Origin of the sequence: Flavobacterium panacagri (assembly GCF_030378165.1) — a bacterium.
Lineage (GTDB): Bacteria > Bacteroidota > Bacteroidia > Flavobacteriales > Flavobacteriaceae > Flavobacterium > Flavobacterium panacagri.
Window position 1 is genome coordinate 1,238,633 of record NZ_CP119766.1, and the last position, 20,584, is coordinate 1,259,216.

A 20,584-nucleotide genomic window follows, 5' to 3' on the forward strand; every position below is an offset into this window, starting at 1 on the left:
TTCATGGCTATTGGCATAGATTTAAAATTATTTTAATCCTTTTAATCTGTGGCAAAACTTTATTTAATTTTTGGTTTGTTTTTTAGAACTAAAAGCCGTTAAAAGTAAATAACTTATAAGACCAACTGATAGTGCTGAAACGGTTGCTAAAATAAGACTTCCCACGATATATTGAGCAGCATTTTTTTGAATATCATCTAATGTTATAGAACTGTCTAAAACCAAAGGTGCATCAGTTGAAACAAAATAGCTTCCCATTTTTAGAGAACCATAAATTATAAACGGAATAAAAGGTGGAAAACTCACATTAGAAGTCAAATAAGCAATGACTTTATTCAATCGAAAAATAGCAGCAAAAGTAAAAAGCAGTATAGTTTGAAATCCCCAGAAAGGCGAAAGACCGATAAAAATTCCCAAAGCAATAGCAGCCGATTTTTTAAAATTAGAATCGGAGCTTTCCAAAATATCTTCGAGAAAGAATTTTTTAAATCCTTTTTTTTTTGCTCTTCTAAAAAAATCTCTCGGTTTTATATACAACAAAGCATTGGTTACCAAAACCGTATTTAAAATACTAATTCGAGTAAAATCCTGAAACGGACGAAAATGTGAAACTCTTTCAGCAGGATCGTACAAAACCTGAATTGGAATATTTTTTACGACAATTCCTTTCCACGCTGCACGAACGATCACTTCGATTTCAAACTCAAATTTATTGGTATAAAAACGTTTTGGTAATAATCTTAAAGGATATAAACGAAATCCAGACTGTGTATCGTCCAGTTTGATTCCAGTTTCAAACTTGAACCAAAAATTAGAAAACTTGTTGCCGAAACTGCTCTTTTTAGGAACATTTTCCTGCGTCATATTGCGGCTTCCAATCAAGAGAGTATTGGGCTCATTCTGAATTGCTTCAAGAAAAACCGGAATGTCAGATGCAAAATGTTGTCCATCAGAATCTATTGTAATGGCATATTCAAAATTCAATTCCAGCGCTTTTCTAAATCCGTTTCTGAGCGCACGGCCTTTTCCTAAATTTTTAGGATGATGAATTTGCGTCAGCTGCGAATATTGTTTTAGAATTTCGCTGGTCGAATCAGTTGCGCCGTCATTAACAATAATGACATTGGAAGTGAAATCTAAAATAGAATCCAGTACTTTTTTCAAGGTTTTCTGATTATTGTAAGTGGGTACAATAACACAGAAAGAAGTTGAATCGATCAGATCCTGATTGAATGCGATAGGTTTCATCGAAGAAGTTTTCTAGGTCTTATTTTACAAATTGCTTCTCTTTTTCAGAGAAACTTTTAGACTGTAAAACAAAATCTTTTAGATATTCTTTCAAAGCGGCACCTTGCGCAGCATAATGTGTCGTGATGAATTTTTTATCTTCTTTAATATTTTTCTTGTATCCAGTAATGCCTGGAACATCTTCCTGAATACTCAGTCTGATCATTCGCATTTCAATATTGCTTGGATCACTTTTGATAGTGGCTTCAAGAAGTTTTGCTCCTTCTTTAAAGCGTGAAATTTTGCTTCCTAATACACTTTCAAACTTAGAATCGAGTAAAATTGAAGCGGCTTTATATGCTACTAAAATTTTATCATCATTATTAGAAACACCCGAAAGTTTTTCTACAAATTCTTTGGCATTGGTTTCTGATTTTGCAACATCAGAATACATTTTACGAATAGAAGCTAAATCTGGCGTATTCGCAAAATTTACCCATAAAAATAGTGTCAGTAATAATTTCATAATTATATTTTTTTATACACATTGCTCAATTTAAGAGCTGTAGTGTCGTTAAAGTAAGTCGTGTTTTTCACTTTTACTAGGTTGTCTTCAGTACTTGTAATATCAAGCTCTAAGCGTAATTCTGGAGTTACTTCAGGATTAATAAGCGCCATGAATTTTACATTTGCCAAAGACTGAATCATCAATGAACTTTTGGTAATCGATTCTGTAAGTTCCTTGATAATCTGAATCATGCAAACACCCGGCATAATAGGATTTCCTGGGAAATGCCCTTTAAAAACCTCATGTTTTTCATTGACTAAAATGGTAATATTATATTTTGAATCGGAGATTTTTTCTTCCGATAGAACTTTGTAAAAATCTTTTAAAATCATATTTTTTATTTTCCGAATGAATAGGAAACCCCTAATTGAAAATTAATATTTGTATTATAATCTCCAAATAGATAATAATTATTGGAGTTGTTTTGATAATAATCACTGCTCAAAACATCAAGTAAACCTTTCTTAAAACGAGCTTCAAATGTCAAACCCGATGGAAGTGCATAAGCAACTCCTAAAACCAAACCAAGATCATTCTGTGCTTTTCTAACCGCAAGATTGTCATTTAACAAAATGTCTAAAGTTGGCCCAGCTTGAAACTGAATTCCTTGTGGCAAAGTAAACTTATTTAATATGGAAAGCGACAAATAATTGATGTCTAGATCTAGATGTTCTACTTTATTTGTTTGTGTGTTTTCATCATAATAGTTTCTCGCAACATTATTAGAACCTTGTCGGCTGTAATTGATTTCTGGTTGCAATGCATAAATTTTCGTTATTTTAATCTCTGTAAAACCTCCAGCATAAAAATCTGTTTTATAATCGGCATGCATTTCAGAAATCGTCGAAAAATTGAATCCGGCTCTTAAACCTGGTTTAACACTTATTTGGGCTTGTATATTTAAGACTGCAAAAAAAACAGCAATAAAAAGAACGTATTTTTTATTCATGCTTATTTGGTTTTAAATTTATAGCTGATTCCAATCTGAAAAACCTGATTTAAGATTGCATCATTAGTGTAATATCCGTCATTATCATAATAATCATAACCATAAATATCCACCAATCCTTGTTTGATTCTCGCTTCAAAGGTCAAACCATTTGGCAGTGTATAACCAACGCCGCCAACAATAGCAAGATCAAAATCTTCGGGATTCGAATTAATGTAATTATCACCAACTTTTAAATCCAAAGAAGGACCCGCCAACAAGTGGAAACCGCCACCATTAAAATTAAACTTTGCAACTGCTCCAAATGTTATATAATTCAACTCATACTTTTCAGAATAATAACGGCCGTTTTCAAAATAGCTATCTTCATCACCTTGTCTGGAATACGTTATCTCAGGTTGCAGCGAAAAAAATCTATTGAATTTAATATCTACTAATCCTCCAACATAAAAATCAGATTTTGATTTATTGGAATCTACGTTGGTTAAAGTTGAGATATTTAATCCACCTCTTAAACCTGGACTAACTTTTACTTGTGCCTGAGAGGATTGAATTCCAAAGAACAAAACAAATGCAATTACCACAAATTTTCTCATTTTGAATTAATTTAAAGTTTATGATTAGTTTAATTTTCTATTCTGATTTAAAATAGTTCAGCTCGATTTTAAGCTTAATATTTTGATGAATTATCTGAATCTTTTCAGCAAAAATATTGTTTTCTGAACTGAAAAGCAGTGTAAATTTTTCTTTTGTTTTAGAAGCTTGAACAATCTTTTCTAATTTTTGATCTTTTTTCGAGATAAAAATATAATTATCGCGTTTGCCTTCTTTTGATTTATAAATTTCACTTGAGTCATTTTCAAATTGTTCTTGAATCAAATATTCTTTTTTTAAAAGCAAACGAAAATCTTCTTTTAAAGTGTTGATCAATATTTTTCGATCTAATTCTGAAACTATAGAATTGACTTTAAAGTCGGTTTCAGAAATTTCAAAATCCATTAATTTATTTCCGAATTCAGTTGTAAAAACAACGCGATGCGTAGTGTCGTTTATTTTCTTGGCAATAAAAATTCCTGATAACTCATTTCCATAAACACTGATATTAGTTTTGTAAACATAATCGGTTTTGGAATCGGAGAAATAAGGAACCGTATAAGAGGTTTTGTCTAATTTTTTAGGCGTATAATTTTTTGTAACCGAACCGCAGGAAACGAATACAAGAGCTAAAACGAAATTAATTAGTAAAAACTGAATCGTCGATTTTTGCATTGATCACTTTATTTTTAAGTACAATTCTAGTATAATCTTCAGATGATTCTAATAGTTTTACCTGAACCACAGTTGCTTCCTCCTTGTCAAAAGTCAGTTCAATTTGTTTAATGTATTTTTTCAGCGTTGCATCTTTCGGAATAAATTTAGCCAAGTTTTGACCTTTCAATTTAAAATACGAAATCGTAAACTCTTTATCATCAAACATGTTACCGCTTACGCTTCCTACGATTAACTTATTAATTCTCGCAAAAATTTTACTGTCGCCCATATCAACCGCACTTTTTTTACCTTCGTCATTAATCAGGATTTTTCCGTTTTTAAAAGTAATGCTGTAATTGTATGGTTTTTTGTATTGCCATTGTAAAAGAGAAGGTTCTTTAAAAACCATTTTTCCAGAAGTTTCAATATCTTTTGATAAAAAATCCAAATGTTTGTACTGAACAAAATCGGTACTTAAAGTTTTGATTTTTTTCGCCACCACATTTACATCTTCTTTAAATTGAGCAATTTCTGCAGCTGACATTTTTTGCTCCTGAGCAAATAAACTGCCTGAAATAAAAAGAATTAGTAGAGCTATTTTAGTTTTCATAATTTTTAAAATTGTGCTTTGTTTTTTCGCCACGAATTTACTTCGTCTGTTCGCTATCGCTCGAGTCACCAATTTCTGCGAATTTTTAATTTAATAAAATCCGCTTTTACCCGCGTCTTCGCGATAGCGAATCTGTTTCATCCGCGTTCAATTTCTATAAGCATTAAGTTTCAGTAATTCTTCAACAGAAATCACTTTATAATTATTTTGCTGTAAAAATTGCAAAAACTGTTCCAAGACCAAAACAGAGTGTTCGCCGGTATCATGCAAAAGTACGATTCCGCCGGGAGAAATCTGTTTTGTAATTCGGTTTAAGATGAATTCCTGATTTTTGGTTCCGCCGTCAAGTGAACGAATATTCCAGCCTATTACTTTATGATTTGTTTTTTCTAATGCTCTTCGAATTGAAGGCGTCGTAACCCCATAAGGAGGACGAAAAAAGTTGATTTTTCTAGAAGTGAATTTTTCCAGCAGTTTATCCGTTTTACGAAGTTCTTCAGCTATTTTGTCTTCATGATAAAAATCAAAAAACTTAGAATGACTGTACGAATGATTGCCAACCAAATGTCCGTCTTCAATAACTTTTTGAATAATTTCTGGATGTGCTTCGATGTTTTTCCCAATGCAGAAAAAAGTAGCTTTGGTATTGTATTTTTTCAGAAGTGCTAAGACTTCCAAAGTGTAAATACTTGGGCCGTCATCAAAAGTAAGTGCAATTTTTTTCTCCGTTTCTAATGGATTATTACAATAGGCTTTTACATGATAATTAGAAGAAATTCTCGAAGAACCAACAGCATTTATTCCAATCCAAAGGAAAACTACAGCCCAATAATACCATATATTCATTGGCATAATAAAGTTTGCAAGAAACATTAAAAGCAATAAAAGGATAAAAAATATCGAGATGTTTTTATGCGTTATCATTTGGATAGTAACGTAAAACTATGATTTTTGCCACTTAATTGATTGTACAATAAAATAGTTTTGTAAGCTGGTTTTGCAACCGAATTTACTTTGACGATTTCTGGAACTTCCTGTGTTTTCAAAATTTTAGAAGCCATCCAAAAAGCAAAAGCCGAAGCTGTATCATATTCGCCACTTAAATGTTTATAATACAAAACAGGAGTTTTTGCGAAAGCATTTTCCGCTAGATTTCTATAATAATTTTCGAAAGAAGCATTTCCGTCAAAACCTAAAACCAAAGCATCGATATCTGAAATTTCTAAATTATTAGATTTCAAAAATGATTTTATTTCAGTTTCAACTTCATTTATTTCTAGCGTATTTACGATTGCAACATCCAGAAGTTCAGCGTAAGTATTGTTTTTTCTTTCATTTTCTAAAACAAAAAAACTAGCACCTTCGCCATAAACGGCACCGCTTGTTTTAGAAGTTAGAACATCGTATGGAGCAGTATTATCTGCTTTAATACGTCCGTTTAATTTGAAAAGCGCAGTGGTATAATCGCCATTTTCATCAACACCACCCACTAAAATTGAATTGGCTTCCTCTTCTTCAATCTGCATTTTAGCATCAATCAAAGCTGATTCAAAAGAAACCGCACCGTTTACATACGTAAAATTATAACCTTTGCATTGCTGCAAAAGTGCTATTTGTGCACCAACTGTATTATGAGTCGATTGGATAAAAGAAGTTGGCGTTAAAAATTCTTCTTTATTGTCTAAAATACTTTTCAGGAATTTTTCAGAATCTTCGATACAGCCTAAACCAGTTCCAGTAATGATGGCATCAACTTTTTCAACATTAGCATCTTTCATGGCTAAGGCCGAAGCTACGATTCCGTTTTTTACTCCTTTTGCCATTCTTCGGCTTGCAGCCGGCGAAATATATTCTTTGTATGCCGGCGAAACAATTGCCAGCACATTTTCATCGTGATTTACATTGGCCTCTTCTAAAAAAACAGTATCAAATGTTTTTTGAGTCGAAATACAGCCTACTCCATTTATATATGTTTTTTTCATTTTAGCTTTTTGAAAATATAAGGGTTGAACAGTTTCCTCCAAATCCAAAAGAGTTGGATAAAACGTGCTCGATGTTTTTATTTTTTAAAGTAGTTTGCGGACTCAAATCGAGTTCTTCCATCTGCGTTTCGAAATTCAAATTCGGATAAACGACATTATTCTGAAGAGACAAAACACTGTAAACCGCTTCAATTGCTGCTGCAGCTGCTAAAGTGTGACCCGTAAAAGGTTTTGTAGAACTAAAATCTGGAACTTTTTCTTCTTCATAAATTCTGCGTAAAGCTCTTCCTTCCGATAAATCGTTATTTGGTGTTGCGGTTCCATGAACGTTGATATAATCAATTTCAGAAGGTTTTAGGCCTGAAACTTCAAACGCTTTTTTCATTGCCAGAAAAGCACCGTCTCCATTTTCAGAAGAAGCTGTTTGATGAAAAGCATCGTTTGCATTTCCGTAACCCGAAACTCTAGCCAGCACTTTTTTGTTTTGTTTGGCAACAACTTCATCCGATTCTAAAACCAAAAATGCTGCTGCTTCGCCAAGGTTTAATCCTTTTCTGTTATTGTCAAAAGGTTTGTTGTAATCGTCAGATAAAATCATCAAAGTCTTAAATCCGTTGATGGTGAATTTGGACAAAGCATCGGCTCCGCCTACAATAACACGATCTAGTTTTCCCGTTTTGATCAATCTTGCGCCCAACATAATCGAATTGGCTGCAGAGGAACAAGCAGTGCTTATGGTCGAAACCATTCCTTTTAAACCTAATTCTTCGGCAATCTTTTCGGCAACATCGCCGCCGTCATGACAAGTAATGTATTTTACCAATTCTGGTTTTTCAAAATAATCGTAATAATGTTTCTCTGTCATGTCCATTCCGCCCACACTTGTAGCCGAAATGAGTCCCGTTCTAAATTCGTTGATAGCAGTTATGCCAGCATTTTCAACAGCTTGTTTTGCTGCCAAAGTACCAATCATAGCGGTTCTCGAAAAATTATTATCACTGTTTAGCTCCAGTTCGCTGCTCAATTCATCGTTGGTTTTTTTAATTTCGCCCACTTTGATAACCTCTGCATGAACTGTAGAAATATTAGAGATACGGGAAATACCGATTTTATTTTCGATCAACGAAAGATAATTTTCTTCAACCGAATTCCCGATTGCAGAGATAATTCCCATTCCCGTTATTGCAACACCCTTTGTCATTTTAGATTTATGATTTTAGATTGTAGATTCTAGAGCTCTGTCAAAGTTTCAACCTTTGACAAAGTCGACGGATTTTTAAACCATTTTAGATTTTAGATTTCCAACTGGAATCTAAAATCTAAAGTCTAAAATCTGAAATCTATTTAGTTCTGTTAGCGCTGATGTACGCTGCCATAGTTTCGATAGACTGGAAAATTGTTTTTCCTTCTTTCGGATCTACTAATTTAATTCCGTAATCTTTATCTAAAATCACGATCAATTCAAGTGCATCAATTGAGTCTAAACCTAAACCATCTCCAAACAAAGGATCATTATCAGCAATGTCTTCAATTGCGATATCTTCAAGGTTTAGAGTTGTGATAATTTTGTTTTTCAATTCTTCTTTTAATGCTTCCATGCTTATTTATTGTATAATGTATTGATAGTTTCGTTTGTAAATTCTGTGTTTTCTGTCACGCTGATTGTGCAAAGAAAAGCTTTATAATCGTCTTTAAAAAATTCTACCCAGCCACACAAAACCAGATCTGCTTTATTCGTATTCAGAAGAATATTGGAATAATTCGACATAAATTCAGTGTTAAAGGTGTCAAATATAAAGAAAGAATTTTCACTTTTAAGCTGATGACGGATACTTATTTCGCCCAAACAAATATTTGGCAGTGTATAAACGAAAACCGCCGGACTCGGAAAATAGTTTTCTTTGTCTGAAATCGATTCCTGATATTTTACATCCGTATCTAAACTTGAAGATTTATTGGCCAAAACTAAAGCGATATTATTTTCCTCTTCCGTAGAAGTTATTGGACTCAAAAGCAATTCTGATCCTAAAAAAGCCAGTTTGCTCAAAGCATCCATTTTGAAAAACTTTGGATATTGCATTTCAAAATTGCGATAGGCTTGTTTCGAGAAATCAGCAAAATCAGTTGGTTCAATTTTGAAAACAGATGTTCCGTTCAAAACAATTTCGTTGTTTTGGATTGTGATGTAGGATTGTATGTAGGTTTTGTTTTGAGTCATTTTTTAATAACGGATTCAGTTATGAATCCCAAAGATGAATAATTTTATTTACTTTCCATTTTCCAGTTTTATTTTCAATTATGACTAGAAAACCCCTTCCGCATTTTCCTCCTCCACATGAAGCTCCAGCCGTTAAAATTCCTTTTGTTTTTGTTTTATCAAATTGAATTCGGGATATAAAAACTGTTCCAACAGGTATCACAGAATTACTGATGTCGTTTAAGTCCCAATATTTTTCATTAGAATATTTGGAAGCTTTTTCAAAATGAAACTTTTTGTTGTTTTTAAAAGGCTTTAAGTCAAATGTATATTCTTCGGTTTCTTTTAAAGTGTCGTAACTTGAAAGATTAATTTGTTTTTGAATCATTTCTGTTTCCAGAGAACTTATTTTTGTTATTGTATCATAAACACCAATTAATATTCTGGCTTTATCGTTTTTGATACTATCTCGATAATGCCAATATTCTTTTAATTCTTTATGATATCCAATAGTATCTTCTTTATTGGTTTTAAAATCTCTTTTTGGCATTGGTGGTGGAGAAATAATTCTCCTATCCATATAAATAGAATCTACAATTTCTACAAAGACATTCTTTAAAACATGTTTTTCAAAATCAGATTCAGACACTTCTTTCTTTTTACATCCAAAAGATGAAAGAAGAACTAGAGTTACAAATATGAATTTTGACAGTTTCATTTACGTTTAAATATTTTGAACTCTCAAGATTTCCTTGCAAGTTGGATTTTATTTTCAACTGTTCGGAATTTCCGAACAGTTAATTTTTACTTTATCTTTTCAAAAACCACAGCTGTATTACACCCTCCAAACCCAGAAGCTGTTTTCAAAAAATACTTAATATTCGCCTCTTCATTTTTCTCAATAACATTTACGGTTTCACTAACCCCAATTTCATCAAAACCTTTTGATTCAAAAAGTGTGTTTTGATTGGCAGATTCTATCGCAATTACGGTTTCCAATAATCCTGAAGCGCCTAAAGTATGACCGTAAAATCCTTTTAAACTATTTACAGGAACATTTTGTAAACCTAAACGATTTAAAGCAATCGCTTCCATTTCGTCGTTATAAGGTGTTGCCGTTCCATGAGCTGAAATATAATCTAATTTATCAGTTCCAATTTGGGCTTCTTTCAAAGCATTTTGAATACTTATAAACAAACCTTCGCCTGTTCTTGATGGCCCAGAAATATGATTCGCATCGTTTATTGAACTGTCGCCAATTACTTTTATTTTGGCGTTTTTGGCTTCCGCCGAAACTAAAACGGCTGCTGTTGCTTCGCCTAAACTTACTCCAGTTCTGTTTTTAGAATACGGTTTACAAGGCAGTTCACTCATCGCTTGAAAGGCATTAAATCCAGACAAAACAAATTCTGAAACTTCGTCGCCGGCTACAACAAAAACTTTGTCGTACAATTCAGACTGAATCATTCTTTTAGCAATTGAAACTGCTAAAATTCCAGAAACACAAGCATTTGAAACTACAATGGGCTGTGTTTGAAATTTGAAGAAATCGGAAACATTTTTTGCCAAAACATCTAAGTGTGCGTTGTTGAAACTTTCTTCAGAGTCATCTGCTAAAGCCGAAACATTTCCTTTTGTGGTAGAAAGTATAAAAGCCGTTTTTGAATTTAATTCAATTCCTGAGTTTTTGATAATTGGTTCTAAAGCCAAAATCATCATTTTCTCTAAACGGGAATATTTGGTTTCAGTACTGATTTTTGCAAAAGCACTGTTTATTTTTTCATCAGGAATAATAGAAGCATAAAATGAATTGGGCATTAAAGAAATGTCACTATGAAGTTGAATGCCGGAATCGCCGCGAAGAATCGCCTCAACATTTGATTCAACATCAAAACCTAAAGGTGTGATGCAATTGGTTTCTGTAATGTATATTTCTCTTAACATTTTATGATTCTTGATTTCTCCTGCAAGGTTTCCAAAACCTTGTAGGTGTTTTTATTTTAAGCTTTGTCTGAAAAAAGGTTTTTTCGTAGATTTTATTTTATATACCTACAAGGTTTTGGAAACCTTGCAGGAACGAAACTTACTTCAACAACCCAACTTTTCGTTTCCATTCCTCATAAAAAGGAGGATTTGTCAGCATTAAATTACCTGCTGCATCTAAAAAAACCTGAGTTGTCTCTCCTGTGCACGCCACTTCTCCTTTATCATCAATAATTTTAAAACGATAAATCATTTTGGCTGCTGGTGTATCAACAACAGTCGTTTCGATTGTGACCACATCGCCGTAACGCAATGACAATTTATGTTCGCAGGTCGATTTTACAATTGGTGTTGTATAACCTGTTTTTGCAATATCCAGATAAGTAAGACCATGTTCGCGTCCAAAAGCCTCACGTCCATCTTCGAAATAGGTAATATAATTGCCATGCCAAACGATTCCAAGCGGATCAGTTTCGTTAAAACGAATTCTGATTTCGTGGGAAACGGTTAGGTTCGTGGCTTCTTTAAACTGCTCTTTTCTTTTGATCATAAAATAATGCGATGGCTGATGTGAGAATGAAAAACAAAAAGGATAAACTTATTTCTGGAATAATTTCTAACAATGAAACGTTACGCAACAAAACGTCATAAAAAGCTTCTAATCCCCAGTTCATTGGAGACGATTTGGCAATGATTTGCATGATGCTTGGCATGGCAAAAACAGGAACCCAAATACCGCCGATTGCAGCTAAAATAATTACGCTAGTTGCACCAAAAGGAGCCGATTGTTCCTGTGTACTCGCAATTGTTCCTAGTAAAATTCCAAATCCTATTGCAGCAAAACCTGAAAATAAGGCAACGACACTCATTAAAAATAAATGGCCTTCGATATTTAATGATGGCAATCCGATTGATGGAAATAAAAATACGGCAACGGCAACCATCATATAAAACTGAATCATACAAATGACAGAGTAGGTAATGGTTTTCCCGATAATTACCACTAAATTAGAAACAGGATTAGTTCTTAATCGAACAAAAGTTCCCTGCGATTTTTCTTTTACAATATTGATCGATAGCGGAATTACAATAAAAAATATAGCAAAAAGCGTCCAGGCTGGAACGTTATGCTGCACTGAATTTGGACGGACTTCTTTGTTATTAATCGTTGGAATTATTTCTTTAAAAGTAATGAAACTTTTCTGTTCAAAATCGGTTGTGCCTTCGCCAAGCTGATTTTGAAAAGTAGTGTAAATGGATTTAGTTTCTATCTGCGAAATCATTTTGTCAATAGAACTCATGACCGCATTTTTGAAACTCATCTGCACCGCAGGATCAAAATATAGTTTTACTTCTTTTTCTTTTATTATTCGTTTAGGTTCGGTTGCAGTACTGTCTGTCAAACCTAAACTGCTGACAATTTTTTCTACATTCTGATCTACTTTGGCCTGTAAATCTGTACTTAAATCTTTTGGAATTATAATAGCCAATTGAAATTTTCCTCTGTGGACATTTTCTCTGGCAACATCTTCTGTAACAGCTTTGTTGTCGATTTGCGTGACAACGCTGAACAAATTACTTTTCTCTAAATTCTCAAAAACGGTTTTTGAAACAGAACCTTTATCGTTATCAACCAATAAAATCGGAATTTTAGAATCGCTTACCGTTTTAAAAGTGCTGTCCTGAATTAAAGTCACAGTAATAACCAAAACCAAAGGCATTATAAACAGAATAATCAAACCGCCCAAATCACGTTTAAGCAGTAAAAATTCTTTCACAACCGACATCCAAATTTTATATAGCATCTCTCAAAGCTTTACCGGTTAATGATATAAAAACATCTTCAAGATTTCGCGCATCTTCAACAGAATTAATTAAACTTGAAGGTGTTCCTTTGGTAAAAATCTGTCCTTGATCGATGATGGCAATATTACTGCAGAAATCTTCGGCTTCAGCCAAATGATGCGAAGTATAAATAATGGTTGTTCCGTTTTGGTTCAAAACTTTTAGATAATCAATGATCGCATTTTTAGACTGAACGTCAACACCTACGGTTGGTTCATCTAAAAACAAAACTTTTGGATTATGCAGGATTCCAGCAATCAGGTTAACACGGCGTTTCATTCCGCCAGAAAAAGTCTGTACTTGTTTATCGGCAAATTTTAAAAGACCCAAAAGATCTAAAGTTTCAATTACTTTATCTTTTAAATCATTTCCTTTTAAACCGTACATACTTCCAAAATACAGCAGGTTTTCTCTGGCTGTAAGAGTAGGGTATAAGGCATATTCCTGAGGAACAACGCCAATAATTTTTTTAATTTTTGAGGAATGATGCTGATAGTCTAAACCATCAATGGTAAAATGTCCAGCAGTTGGTTTTATCAATCCGCAAAGCATCGAAATTAAAGTTGTTTTTCCGGCACCGTTTGGGCCAAGCAACCCAAAAATCTGTCCTTCGTTTATATCCAGCGAAACGTTGTTCAAAGAATACATTTCTGCATTTTTGTACTTTTTCGAAAGGGATTCTATTTTAATTATAGACTGCAAAATATATTTTTAGCTGATCGCTTTTTTTAGTTTTTTGAAAAAGATTTCTTCTCTGTTCGCAATGTCCAGAAGCTCATCGGCAATGGTATTGTAAGCATCTTCTTTGGCACTTCTATTTTTGTAAATTCTAGAAGCTTCAACAGCAAAATCACGCCATGAATCGCCAATTTTTGTCATTTCTTTAGAAAGTTCTTTTAACTCGTCATTACTTAAAATAACCGAAGCTTCCTGTAAAAATGCCGCATAAATAAAACGGAAACCTCCGCCTCCAGTTCCAATTTCTTCCTGCATACGAACCATTTGCGCCAGATAATGATTGGCTTTTTTGGTTCCGTGTTTTATCGGCCATTTTCTAATTTGCTTGGATACAAATTTGATACCGCGAACACCTACAATTGGCATTGGCGCCAACATATCTCTGCACGTATTTTTGATTCCTTTAATGATAGCAGATTTTAAATCAACGTTTTGTGGAATCTGAATTGGATAATACATTTGACCGCGCGGTGCAAAAGCTCCTTTGGCAAAACGAACTTTATCCAGTTCTTCGTGAGTTAAAGTGGTTACGGTTTCCATTACAGGATCGCTTACTAAATAATCCTTTTCGGTTTTGCCGTAAACGACTAAATTGTGTGCGTTGAAATGAAAACGATATTCATCTGGGAAATAACTTAAATTGTAAACCCCAACCTGTAATCCAGTTGGAATATTATTTTTTAGATTTTCATCTAATGCTTTGTTGGCATTGGATACCGATGAAAATTTTTGTCTTTTTATTTTTAAATTTAAACGAGTGGCAACTTTATTAAAGATTTGTCCAGGCAAAGTTCTGTAACTGATTGCCGGTGCATAATTCACTTTGATAAAAGGCAGATATACAAAAAATAATCCTGAGCCAATACCAAAAACCATCGGTTCGCTGATGTTTAGTCCGCTGTTTTTTAGCAGATTCGACGCTACTCCATTCTCGCAATGAGCAGACTGATGATGTGTGAAAGTTAATTCCATTTATTTGGTAATGCTGTTTTTTAATTCTTCAATTGATACTTCAAAAGTATCGGCATATTTCTTTAAAATCTTATCATTTAGTTTTGCAAAAACACTCGGTTTAAAATGTCTTTTTACACGCCATTTCCAAAATCCTACATAACTGGATAAAATAGTAAGATCCATTTTATTGACTTCCATAAAATACACAATCGGACTTGCTTCGCCATTTAGAACCTGTTGTTTGGCATCGGCAATACGTTCGTTTATTTCATCGATCGAATTCGAAAGTGCGATTGTTTTTGGTTCCCAGCCTGTACTCAATGTTGTGGTGTAATTTCCATTTTCATCTGTTGCATACAAAAGCTCTTTAACGTTGTTTTTCGTTAAGTTGCTGGTATCTTGTGGTACGTTGTCTTTTTCCATAGTGCTAATTTAATTCATTAGAAACATACAGACCGAAACTATACATAAACTAATTATTAAAAATCCAAGATTGGCGAAAGCCAAGGTTCGCTTTTTCTTTATGAATAAATAAATCATTTCTATTAGTAATCCCAAATAAAACATTTGGGTTATCAAAAATATCAGGACAAAAAATCCTAAACCGCCGTCAACATGTCTGTGTCCGGTTTCGTCGCAATATTTATGAGGGTCGTAAGTAAAATGCCAAAACAAGAAAACCAACCCAAGCAAAAGAACCAGAATTCCGATTCGGATTACGAGATGTAGAATGATTTTCTTTGAATTACCCAACCGAGACTGTTTTTTGAATGAACAAGTTAATTTCGCATTCTAAGAGTATCTGGTTTTCGACTGAACTTTGACAGTTCATCGTGCATAAAGTGTAATCGTCGCCAGCGAATTTTGAAACTAATTCTGCTTTGGTAATTATAGTATCGCCGACTTTTGGCAGCGAATGAATTTTTACATTTTTTAAGGCACTTATAAATCCAATTACATTTACGTTCTCATTTTCTATTCCGTCTTCGTCAAAAAAGTATTTTTTTCCAACAATAGACGAACAAGTTTGCGCCGTATTTTCGATTAACCCCGCTTCGTTAAAAACATTATTCTGTACAAAAATATTGTCTTCTTTAATCAAAAAGATGGTTTCTACGAAGTTGGCATCAATATCCAAAATTAAATCCACCATAAGCATCGGTGCTCGGTGCGGTAAATAATTTTGTATATCAACTCCAGTTTTCAAAATCATATATTATTTGGCTAAAACGGTTTTCATTTGTCCGTTTGCAATTTCTTCATTATTTAATGTTGTTACAATATTTACTAGAGTTATTCCAGCAAATTCCTGTAAAATAGTTACTTCAGACTGAATATTGTCGTTTAATCCTGGCAGTTTTTTAATTTCAATTTCTTTAATAGAACCAATATAACCCGTTGGAGCAATTTCGTTTTTCAAAAAATATTGATAACCAGTATGCAATGCCACAGATTGCGCCATGTGCTCGATTAAACCAGCTTCTAGAAAAATATCGTTGTTTACGAAAATGTTATCCTGCTGAATTTTTAAACCAGAAACCAAAGAAGTCTCGGTATAAGAATGCATGGAATCGACCATCACAAAAGGGAACTTTTGTGGTAGTAAATTTTCTACCATTTCTTTTTCTAAAAGAGCCATCGTTTCCATTAGCAGACAGTTAAATAGGCATAAGCAAAAGAAAATCTTCCACTTTCTGGTACCGATAAAAGGATATGATCACCTTTTTTCAATTTATCTGAATTCATCAACTCTTCTAAAGCCAAATAAATAGAAGCAGAACCAACATTTCCTACTCTAGAAAGATTCATGAACCATTTTTCGTCACTCATTCCAATTCCTTTTTCTTGTAATCCTTTCTTTAATCCTTCCACAAAGAAATTAGAAGAAACGTGAGGAATGAAATAATTAACATCTTCAGATTTGATGCTGTTTTTATCCATTGCGTCTTTCATGCTTTCTGCACCTTTTGACAGGATAAATTCATCTAATAATTTTACATCTTGTTTAATGGAGAAAACAGATTCGTTCAACCATTGTTCTGGCGCATAATCGCTCCAGGCTTTGATTTCTCCGTTTTCCAATTTATCTCCACCGGCATACATGCAAGTCTCTAATTCGTAAGCATACGAAAAAGCTTCCATCCATTCTATTTTTAGGGAGATTGTGCCTCTTGGTTTATTTTCTAACAAGAAAGCACCAGCACCATCTGAAAGCATCCATCTTAAGAAATCTTTTTTGAACGCAATAATTGGCTGTTCTTCTAAGTTCTTTAAGTTCTCTGCTTCGTGATTGTATTTTTGAGCATTCAGCCAAGTCGAAACTTTTTCAGAGCCTGTGCAGATTGCATTATTTGAATTTCCAGAACGTACGGAAAGAAAACCAAATTTAAGAGAGTTCATTCCCGCACAGCAAACTCCTGTTGAAGAGTTTAATTCTACCGATTTGTTTTTTAGTAAACCATGAACCATTGCAGCATGCGAAGGCAGAAAAATATCTGGAGTTGAGGTTCCGCATGAAAGTACTTCTAAATCCTGAGGCGTAAAATTTTCGTCGAATAACGGTAAAATTGCATTTCGCGTTAATTCGGCATTGCTGTGAGTGCTTTTACCACTTTTGTCAACAGCGTAATATCGGGTTATAATTTTATTATTGCGCAAAATAATACGTCTTGCTTTTGATGCAGTATCGTTGATAAGACCTAAATAGGCTTCCATTTCATCATTAGAAACAGCTTCATTTGGCAAATATTTTGCAGCTTTTGTAATATATACTTCAAACATAATTTAAAAATAGTCTTCTAAACTCCTTGATAATATTGAGTTTCTCTTTTTATGGTTTTTAACTTAAAAGGGTAGGAAATCAGGTGCAATATATACACTATTGGCGAGATTAACCAAATTGCGAGGAATAAATAAACATTAAATACTTTTAGAAGCTTTTTTCGGTTTTTTTGATTTTTATAAATGATGTTTGACCATTTATTGAAAATTTTATTGGCTGTTTTATCAACAGTCACTAAATATGAACTTATTTTCACTGCTCCCGCGTTTACTAATTTTGGTTGTAAATCGGTTAAATTATTCTTGTTAACAGAATCCAGCATGATTTCTCCAAACTGACTTGATTCTTCGATGTCTTTATCTGAAACTCCCGGAAGCGGAAAAATACCTAAATATTTTTTCTTAACCCCAGAGAACATCCATTCTACAATTGTGATTACGCTGATTAAATTTCCTACACGATCTACCAAAGCTACATTTCCAACCAAATTGGCATTTGCTTCTTTTAGTAAAGTTTTAATTTTTTCTTGCGCCATAATCCACATATTTCTGGAACCGCTTACAGTAACAACTGGTGTGTTATTTAGAATTTTTTTGGCTTCATCGCTTTTTAAAAAAGAGTTAATTGGAATGGAGGGAGATAAATACCAAACTTGATAATGAAAAAGAATCAAATCAAATTTTGTATTTAAAATTTCTTCAGGAACAGGTTTTAGTGCTGTTGGAATTTGTAAAAACGATTCAGGAAAGGCATCAAAAAACGAATCCTTATTCCACGGAAAAGGAAAGGGTTTCTCCAGTTGAATTTCGTGAAAAGTTACATTTATATTCTCGTCGTTTAAAAACGGTTTTGCAATGTTTTGCGCAATCGTTTCTAACTGTCCTGATTGAGAATAATAAATAACGAGAACATTTTTCATCTAAGTTTACTTGCTTTGGTTGCGGACAAAAGTAAGTAAATTTATTTAAACGAATTTTCTTGTTTAATTAATCTAAATTTCGGTTTTGCTTTAGAAATTACATTCTTTTAAATTTTTCCATGAGGAACTAAAAAATGATTTAAGAAAAGTCTTTTTTTGATAATTATAATTAAGAAAACTTTGAGAATTCGCAGAAAAAATTATCCTTGTAAATCGTTCCAAAAGTCGAAATAGTTAAACCATTGTAAAGGATATTGTTGAAGAATGCTTTCTACGCTGGTTACATATTCTTTCAAAAGGCCTTTTTCGTCACGGTGTTTTACCGTTGCTTCTCTGGCATATAAATGATAATGAAGATTTGGTTCTTTCATTACATAAACAAAGACAACAGGTACTTTTAATCTTGAAGCAATTAAAAATGGCCCAGCAGGGAAGTGGGCTTCTTTACCTAAAATATTTTCAGAAAGAGATTTGGTTCCTTCAAAATAACGATCGCCAGTAAAACAAACTAATTCATTATTGGCCAAAGCCGCATTGATCTCAAAAATATGAGATAAATCTTCTTTGATGATAATGAATTTTACGGTTGGTTTTTGTGTAACGCTTTCTAAATAATTTTTGATGGCAGAATGCTCTAAATCTGTCGTAACGAGATTAATTTGAAAATTAAGATCGATATCTCCCAAAAAGTGTTCGGCAATTTCAAAATTACCAACATGTGCACTGATTAAAACACCGCCTTTTTTTTCGGCAAGCAATTTTTTTAGGGTTTCGATTCCGTCAAATTCATAAGTAAATCTGTTTCGCATTCCTGCCGAAATGGAAATTTTATCAATAATGGTTTGTCCAAAAGTGTAGTAACTTTTGAAAACCATTTTTTTAGATTTGAAATAGGAAAATTGAAGCCTCTCTTTGAAATAATAAAAGATAGCACGATTGCTTTTCTTTAAAAACAAAAAGTAATAAGAAGCAACAAAATAAAGTAATACGTAAGCAGATTTAATACCCGCTTTTTTAATCAAAAAAACGAATATTTTATACCCTAAAACAGTTCCTTTTGATTTGCCATCCCATTCACTCATTAAGCTTTTTTGGCTTTTATTTTAGTTTCGATTAGATCATAAAAACTTTGGAAATCAGAAATTCCAACAAAATCTGCTTCTACTAGTTTTACGCCAAAGTTAGATTCAATAGAAACTACTAAGTCAACATAATCTAAACTATCTAATCCAAGCGTATCTTTTAAATTAGCATTTGGTTCAATGTCGTCATTATCAACTTCAAATTCATCAACTAAAAAACCATTTATTCTTGCTATAATCTCTTCTTTATTCATCGTTCAATTTAAACTTTTTAACCACCAACGCCGAGTTGGTTCCTCCGAAACCGAAAGAATTGGACAAAAATATGTCAAATTTTTTGTTTAACGTAACTTTAACTAAATTTAATTTTAAAGCGTCTTCATCTGGATTTTCTAAATTGATGTTTGGTGCAATGAAATCGTTCTGCATCATTAAGATAGAGTAAATAATTTCGCTTGCTCCAGCCATCCAGCATTCGTGGCCTGTCATCGATTTGGTAGAACTTACATAGGGGTTTTTTTCGCCAAAGACTTCAAAAATAGCTTTAGCTTCGTTTGCATCGCCAACTGGAGTTGAGGTTGCATGGGCATTTATGTATTCAATATCTGATGCTTCTAACTTTGCGTCTTCTAGTGCTCTTCTCATGGCTGTAGCCGGTCCTTCGACATTTGGTGTAGAAATATGTCCGCCGTTTGAAGAAAATCCGTAGCCAGAAACTTCTGCAATAATAGTAGCGCCACGTGCGATGGCTGATTCATAACTTTCCAAAATTAAAGTAGCACCGCCACCACTCGGAATTAATCCATCGCGACCAGAATCGAAAGGTCTTGATGCTTTTTCAGGATCGCTTTCTCTGTTGGAAAAAACACCTAATCCGTCAAAACTGCTCATGGCATATTTATTAATTTCCTGAGCACCGCCCGTAATTATAATATCTTGAAAACCACTTTTGATTAAAAAATAAGCCAATCCGATAGAATGTGAACCACTAGCACAAGCAGCACTTACAGTAAGATTGATGCCTCGCAATTTAAAAATCGTTGAAAGATTCATCGTTACCGTAGAATTCATTGATTTAAAAATGGCGCCAGACCCAATAAGAGCGGTATCTTTTTTCTCGCGTACAATATCTGTAGCGTCAATAATAGCTTTAGAAACACTATCATTTCCATACATAATACCTACTTCGTGTTCATCAAAAAAAGCATCGTCGATATTTGCATTTTTTAGTGCTTCGATAGTTGCCATATAAGCGTACTCGGTTTCTTCACCGATGCTCATACGCTGTCTGCGTGTCAATAAATTTTTAAGATCGGCTTTCGGAACCATTCCTGTTAAGGCTGATTGAAAACCAAATTCTTTACGTTCAGAATCAAACTGAATACCAGATTTTCCTTGATATAACGAATCTTTTACTTCGTCTAAAGAAGTTCCGATACAAGAATAAATTCCCATTCCAGTAATTACAACTCTTCTATTCATCGTCTTTCAAAAGTA

At 33.5% G+C, this 20,584-nt stretch carries 26 protein-coding genes; all 26 read right to left on the reverse strand.

Annotation, left to right across the window (positions count from 1 at the left end):
• Nucleotides 1-63: 63 nt before the first annotated feature.
• Complete coding sequence (locus P2W65_RS05645) at nt 64-1,248, reverse strand: DUF2062 domain-containing protein (RefSeq protein ID WP_289664073.1); 1,185 nt, start codon at nt 1,246-1,248, stop codon at nt 64-66.
• A gap of 19 nt (nt 1,249-1,267) precedes the next feature.
• Entirely contained in the window at nt 1,268-1,753 is a 486-nt protein-coding gene (locus P2W65_RS05650; RefSeq protein ID WP_289664075.1) for a hypothetical protein, read from the reverse strand.
• Nucleotides 1,754-1,755: 2 nt separating this feature from the next.
• Nucleotides 1,756-2,127 (reverse strand): ApeI family dehydratase, encoded by a 372-nt coding sequence (locus P2W65_RS05655; protein ID WP_289664077.1) that lies wholly within the window; start codon nt 2,125-2,127, stop codon nt 1,756-1,758.
• Nucleotides 2,128-2,132: 5 nt separating this feature from the next.
• Entirely contained in the window at nt 2,133-2,744 is a 612-nt protein-coding gene (locus tag P2W65_RS05660) for an outer membrane beta-barrel protein (RefSeq protein ID WP_289664079.1), read from the reverse strand.
• Between the two features lie 2 nt (nt 2,745-2,746).
• Nucleotides 2,747-3,340, reverse strand: coding sequence for a porin family protein (locus P2W65_RS05665; RefSeq protein WP_289664081.1), 594 nt, complete (start codon nt 3,338-3,340; stop codon nt 2,747-2,749).
• A gap of 37 nt (nt 3,341-3,377) precedes the next feature.
• Nucleotides 3,378-4,013, reverse strand: a complete 636-nt coding sequence (gene lolB2 / locus P2W65_RS05670) for a flexirubin biosynthesis protein LolB2 (RefSeq protein WP_289664082.1) — start codon at nt 4,011-4,013, stop codon at nt 3,378-3,380.
• A complete protein-coding gene (gene lolA2 / locus P2W65_RS05675; RefSeq protein ID WP_289664083.1) occupies nt 3,979-4,605 on the reverse strand; it encodes a flexirubin biosynthesis/transport protein LolA2 in 627 nt (208 codons plus the stop codon). The genes lolB2 and lolA2 overlap by 35 nt, the downstream gene beginning before the upstream one ends.
• Before the next feature lie 147 nt (nt 4,606-4,752).
• On the reverse strand, nt 4,753-5,451 hold the full coding sequence (locus P2W65_RS05680) for a polysaccharide deacetylase family protein (RefSeq protein WP_289664085.1): 699 nt from the start codon (nt 5,449-5,451) through the stop codon (nt 4,753-4,755).
• 74 nt (nt 5,452-5,525) lie between these two features.
• Nucleotides 5,526-6,587, reverse strand: coding sequence for a beta-ketoacyl synthase N-terminal-like domain-containing protein (locus P2W65_RS05685; protein WP_289664087.1), 1,062 nt, complete (start codon nt 6,585-6,587; stop codon nt 5,526-5,528).
• A 1-nt stretch (nt 6,588) separates the two neighbouring features.
• Nucleotides 6,589-7,788 (reverse strand): beta-ketoacyl-[acyl-carrier-protein] synthase family protein, encoded by a 1,200-nt coding sequence (locus tag P2W65_RS05690; protein WP_289664089.1) that lies wholly within the window; start codon nt 7,786-7,788, stop codon nt 6,589-6,591.
• Nucleotides 7,789-7,927: 139 nt separating this feature from the next.
• Entirely contained in the window at nt 7,928-8,185 is a 258-nt protein-coding gene (locus P2W65_RS05695; RefSeq protein ID WP_017496902.1) for a phosphopantetheine-binding protein, read from the reverse strand.
• A gap of 2 nt (nt 8,186-8,187) precedes the next feature.
• Entirely contained in the window at nt 8,188-8,805 is a 618-nt protein-coding gene (locus P2W65_RS05700; RefSeq protein WP_289664099.1) for a 3-oxoacyl-ACP synthase, read from the reverse strand.
• 19 nt (nt 8,806-8,824) lie between these two features.
• Entirely contained in the window at nt 8,825-9,502 is a 678-nt protein-coding gene (locus tag P2W65_RS05705; RefSeq protein WP_289664100.1) for a hypothetical protein, read from the reverse strand.
• Between the two features lie 86 nt (nt 9,503-9,588).
• Nucleotides 9,589-10,728: a beta-ketoacyl-[acyl-carrier-protein] synthase family protein gene (locus tag P2W65_RS05710; protein ID WP_289664102.1), complete on the reverse strand. Its 1,140-nt coding sequence runs from the start codon at nt 10,726-10,728 to the stop codon at nt 9,589-9,591.
• Between the two features lie 139 nt (nt 10,729-10,867).
• The gene (locus P2W65_RS05715) at nt 10,868-11,317 is read right to left on the reverse strand and encodes an acyl-CoA thioesterase (protein ID WP_091490305.1); all 450 of its coding nucleotides are present in this window, start codon (nt 11,315-11,317) and stop codon (nt 10,868-10,870) included.
• Entirely contained in the window at nt 11,292-12,572 is a 1,281-nt protein-coding gene (locus tag P2W65_RS05720) for an ABC transporter permease (RefSeq protein ID WP_289664104.1), read from the reverse strand. Before P2W65_RS05720 ends, P2W65_RS05715 begins: the two co-directional genes overlap by 26 nt.
• Entirely contained in the window at nt 12,562-13,260 is a 699-nt protein-coding gene (locus P2W65_RS05725) for an ABC transporter ATP-binding protein (protein ID WP_289666164.1), read from the reverse strand. Before P2W65_RS05725 ends, P2W65_RS05720 begins: the two co-directional genes overlap by 11 nt.
• A gap of 63 nt (nt 13,261-13,323) precedes the next feature.
• Complete coding sequence (gene darH / locus P2W65_RS05730; protein ID WP_289664106.1) at nt 13,324-14,322, reverse strand: BtrH-related acyltransferase DarH; 999 nt, start codon at nt 14,320-14,322, stop codon at nt 13,324-13,326.
• The gene (DarG, locus tag P2W65_RS05735) at nt 14,323-14,727 is read right to left on the reverse strand and encodes a flexirubin biosynthesis protein DarG (protein WP_289664109.1); all 405 of its coding nucleotides are present in this window, start codon (nt 14,725-14,727) and stop codon (nt 14,323-14,325) included. It lies immediately after the preceding gene.
• Nucleotides 14,728-15,049: 322 nt separating this feature from the next.
• Nucleotides 15,050-15,517 carry a hotdog family protein gene (locus P2W65_RS05740; protein ID WP_289664111.1) on the reverse strand — a complete coding sequence of 156 codons (468 nt, stop codon included), beginning with the start codon at nt 15,515-15,517 and terminating at the stop codon, nt 15,050-15,052.
• 3 nt (nt 15,518-15,520) lie between these two features.
• Nucleotides 15,521-15,952, reverse strand: coding sequence for a hotdog family protein (locus tag P2W65_RS05745; protein ID WP_289664113.1), 432 nt, complete (start codon nt 15,950-15,952; stop codon nt 15,521-15,523).
• Entirely contained in the window at nt 15,952-17,085 is a 1,134-nt protein-coding gene (gene darB, locus P2W65_RS05750; protein ID WP_289664116.1) for a dialkylresorcinol biosynthesis protein DarB, read from the reverse strand. Before darB ends, P2W65_RS05745 begins: the two co-directional genes overlap by 1 nt.
• Before the next feature lie 17 nt (nt 17,086-17,102).
• On the reverse strand, nt 17,103-18,005 hold the full coding sequence (locus tag P2W65_RS05755) for an NADPH-dependent FMN reductase family protein (protein WP_289664118.1): 903 nt from the start codon (nt 18,003-18,005) through the stop codon (nt 17,103-17,105).
• Nucleotides 18,006-18,205: 200 nt separating this feature from the next.
• Nucleotides 18,206-19,087: a lysophospholipid acyltransferase family protein gene (locus P2W65_RS05760; RefSeq protein ID WP_289664120.1), complete on the reverse strand. Its 882-nt coding sequence runs from the start codon at nt 19,085-19,087 to the stop codon at nt 18,206-18,208.
• Entirely contained in the window at nt 19,087-19,341 is a 255-nt protein-coding gene (locus tag P2W65_RS05765; RefSeq protein ID WP_289664122.1) for an acyl carrier protein, read from the reverse strand. Before P2W65_RS05765 ends, P2W65_RS05760 begins: the two co-directional genes overlap by 1 nt.
• Nucleotides 19,334-20,569 carry a beta-ketoacyl-[acyl-carrier-protein] synthase family protein gene (locus P2W65_RS05770; protein ID WP_289664124.1) on the reverse strand — a complete coding sequence of 412 codons (1,236 nt, stop codon included), beginning with the start codon at nt 20,567-20,569 and terminating at the stop codon, nt 19,334-19,336. Before P2W65_RS05770 ends, P2W65_RS05765 begins: the two co-directional genes overlap by 8 nt.
• Nucleotides 20,570-20,584: the final 15 nt, after the last annotated feature.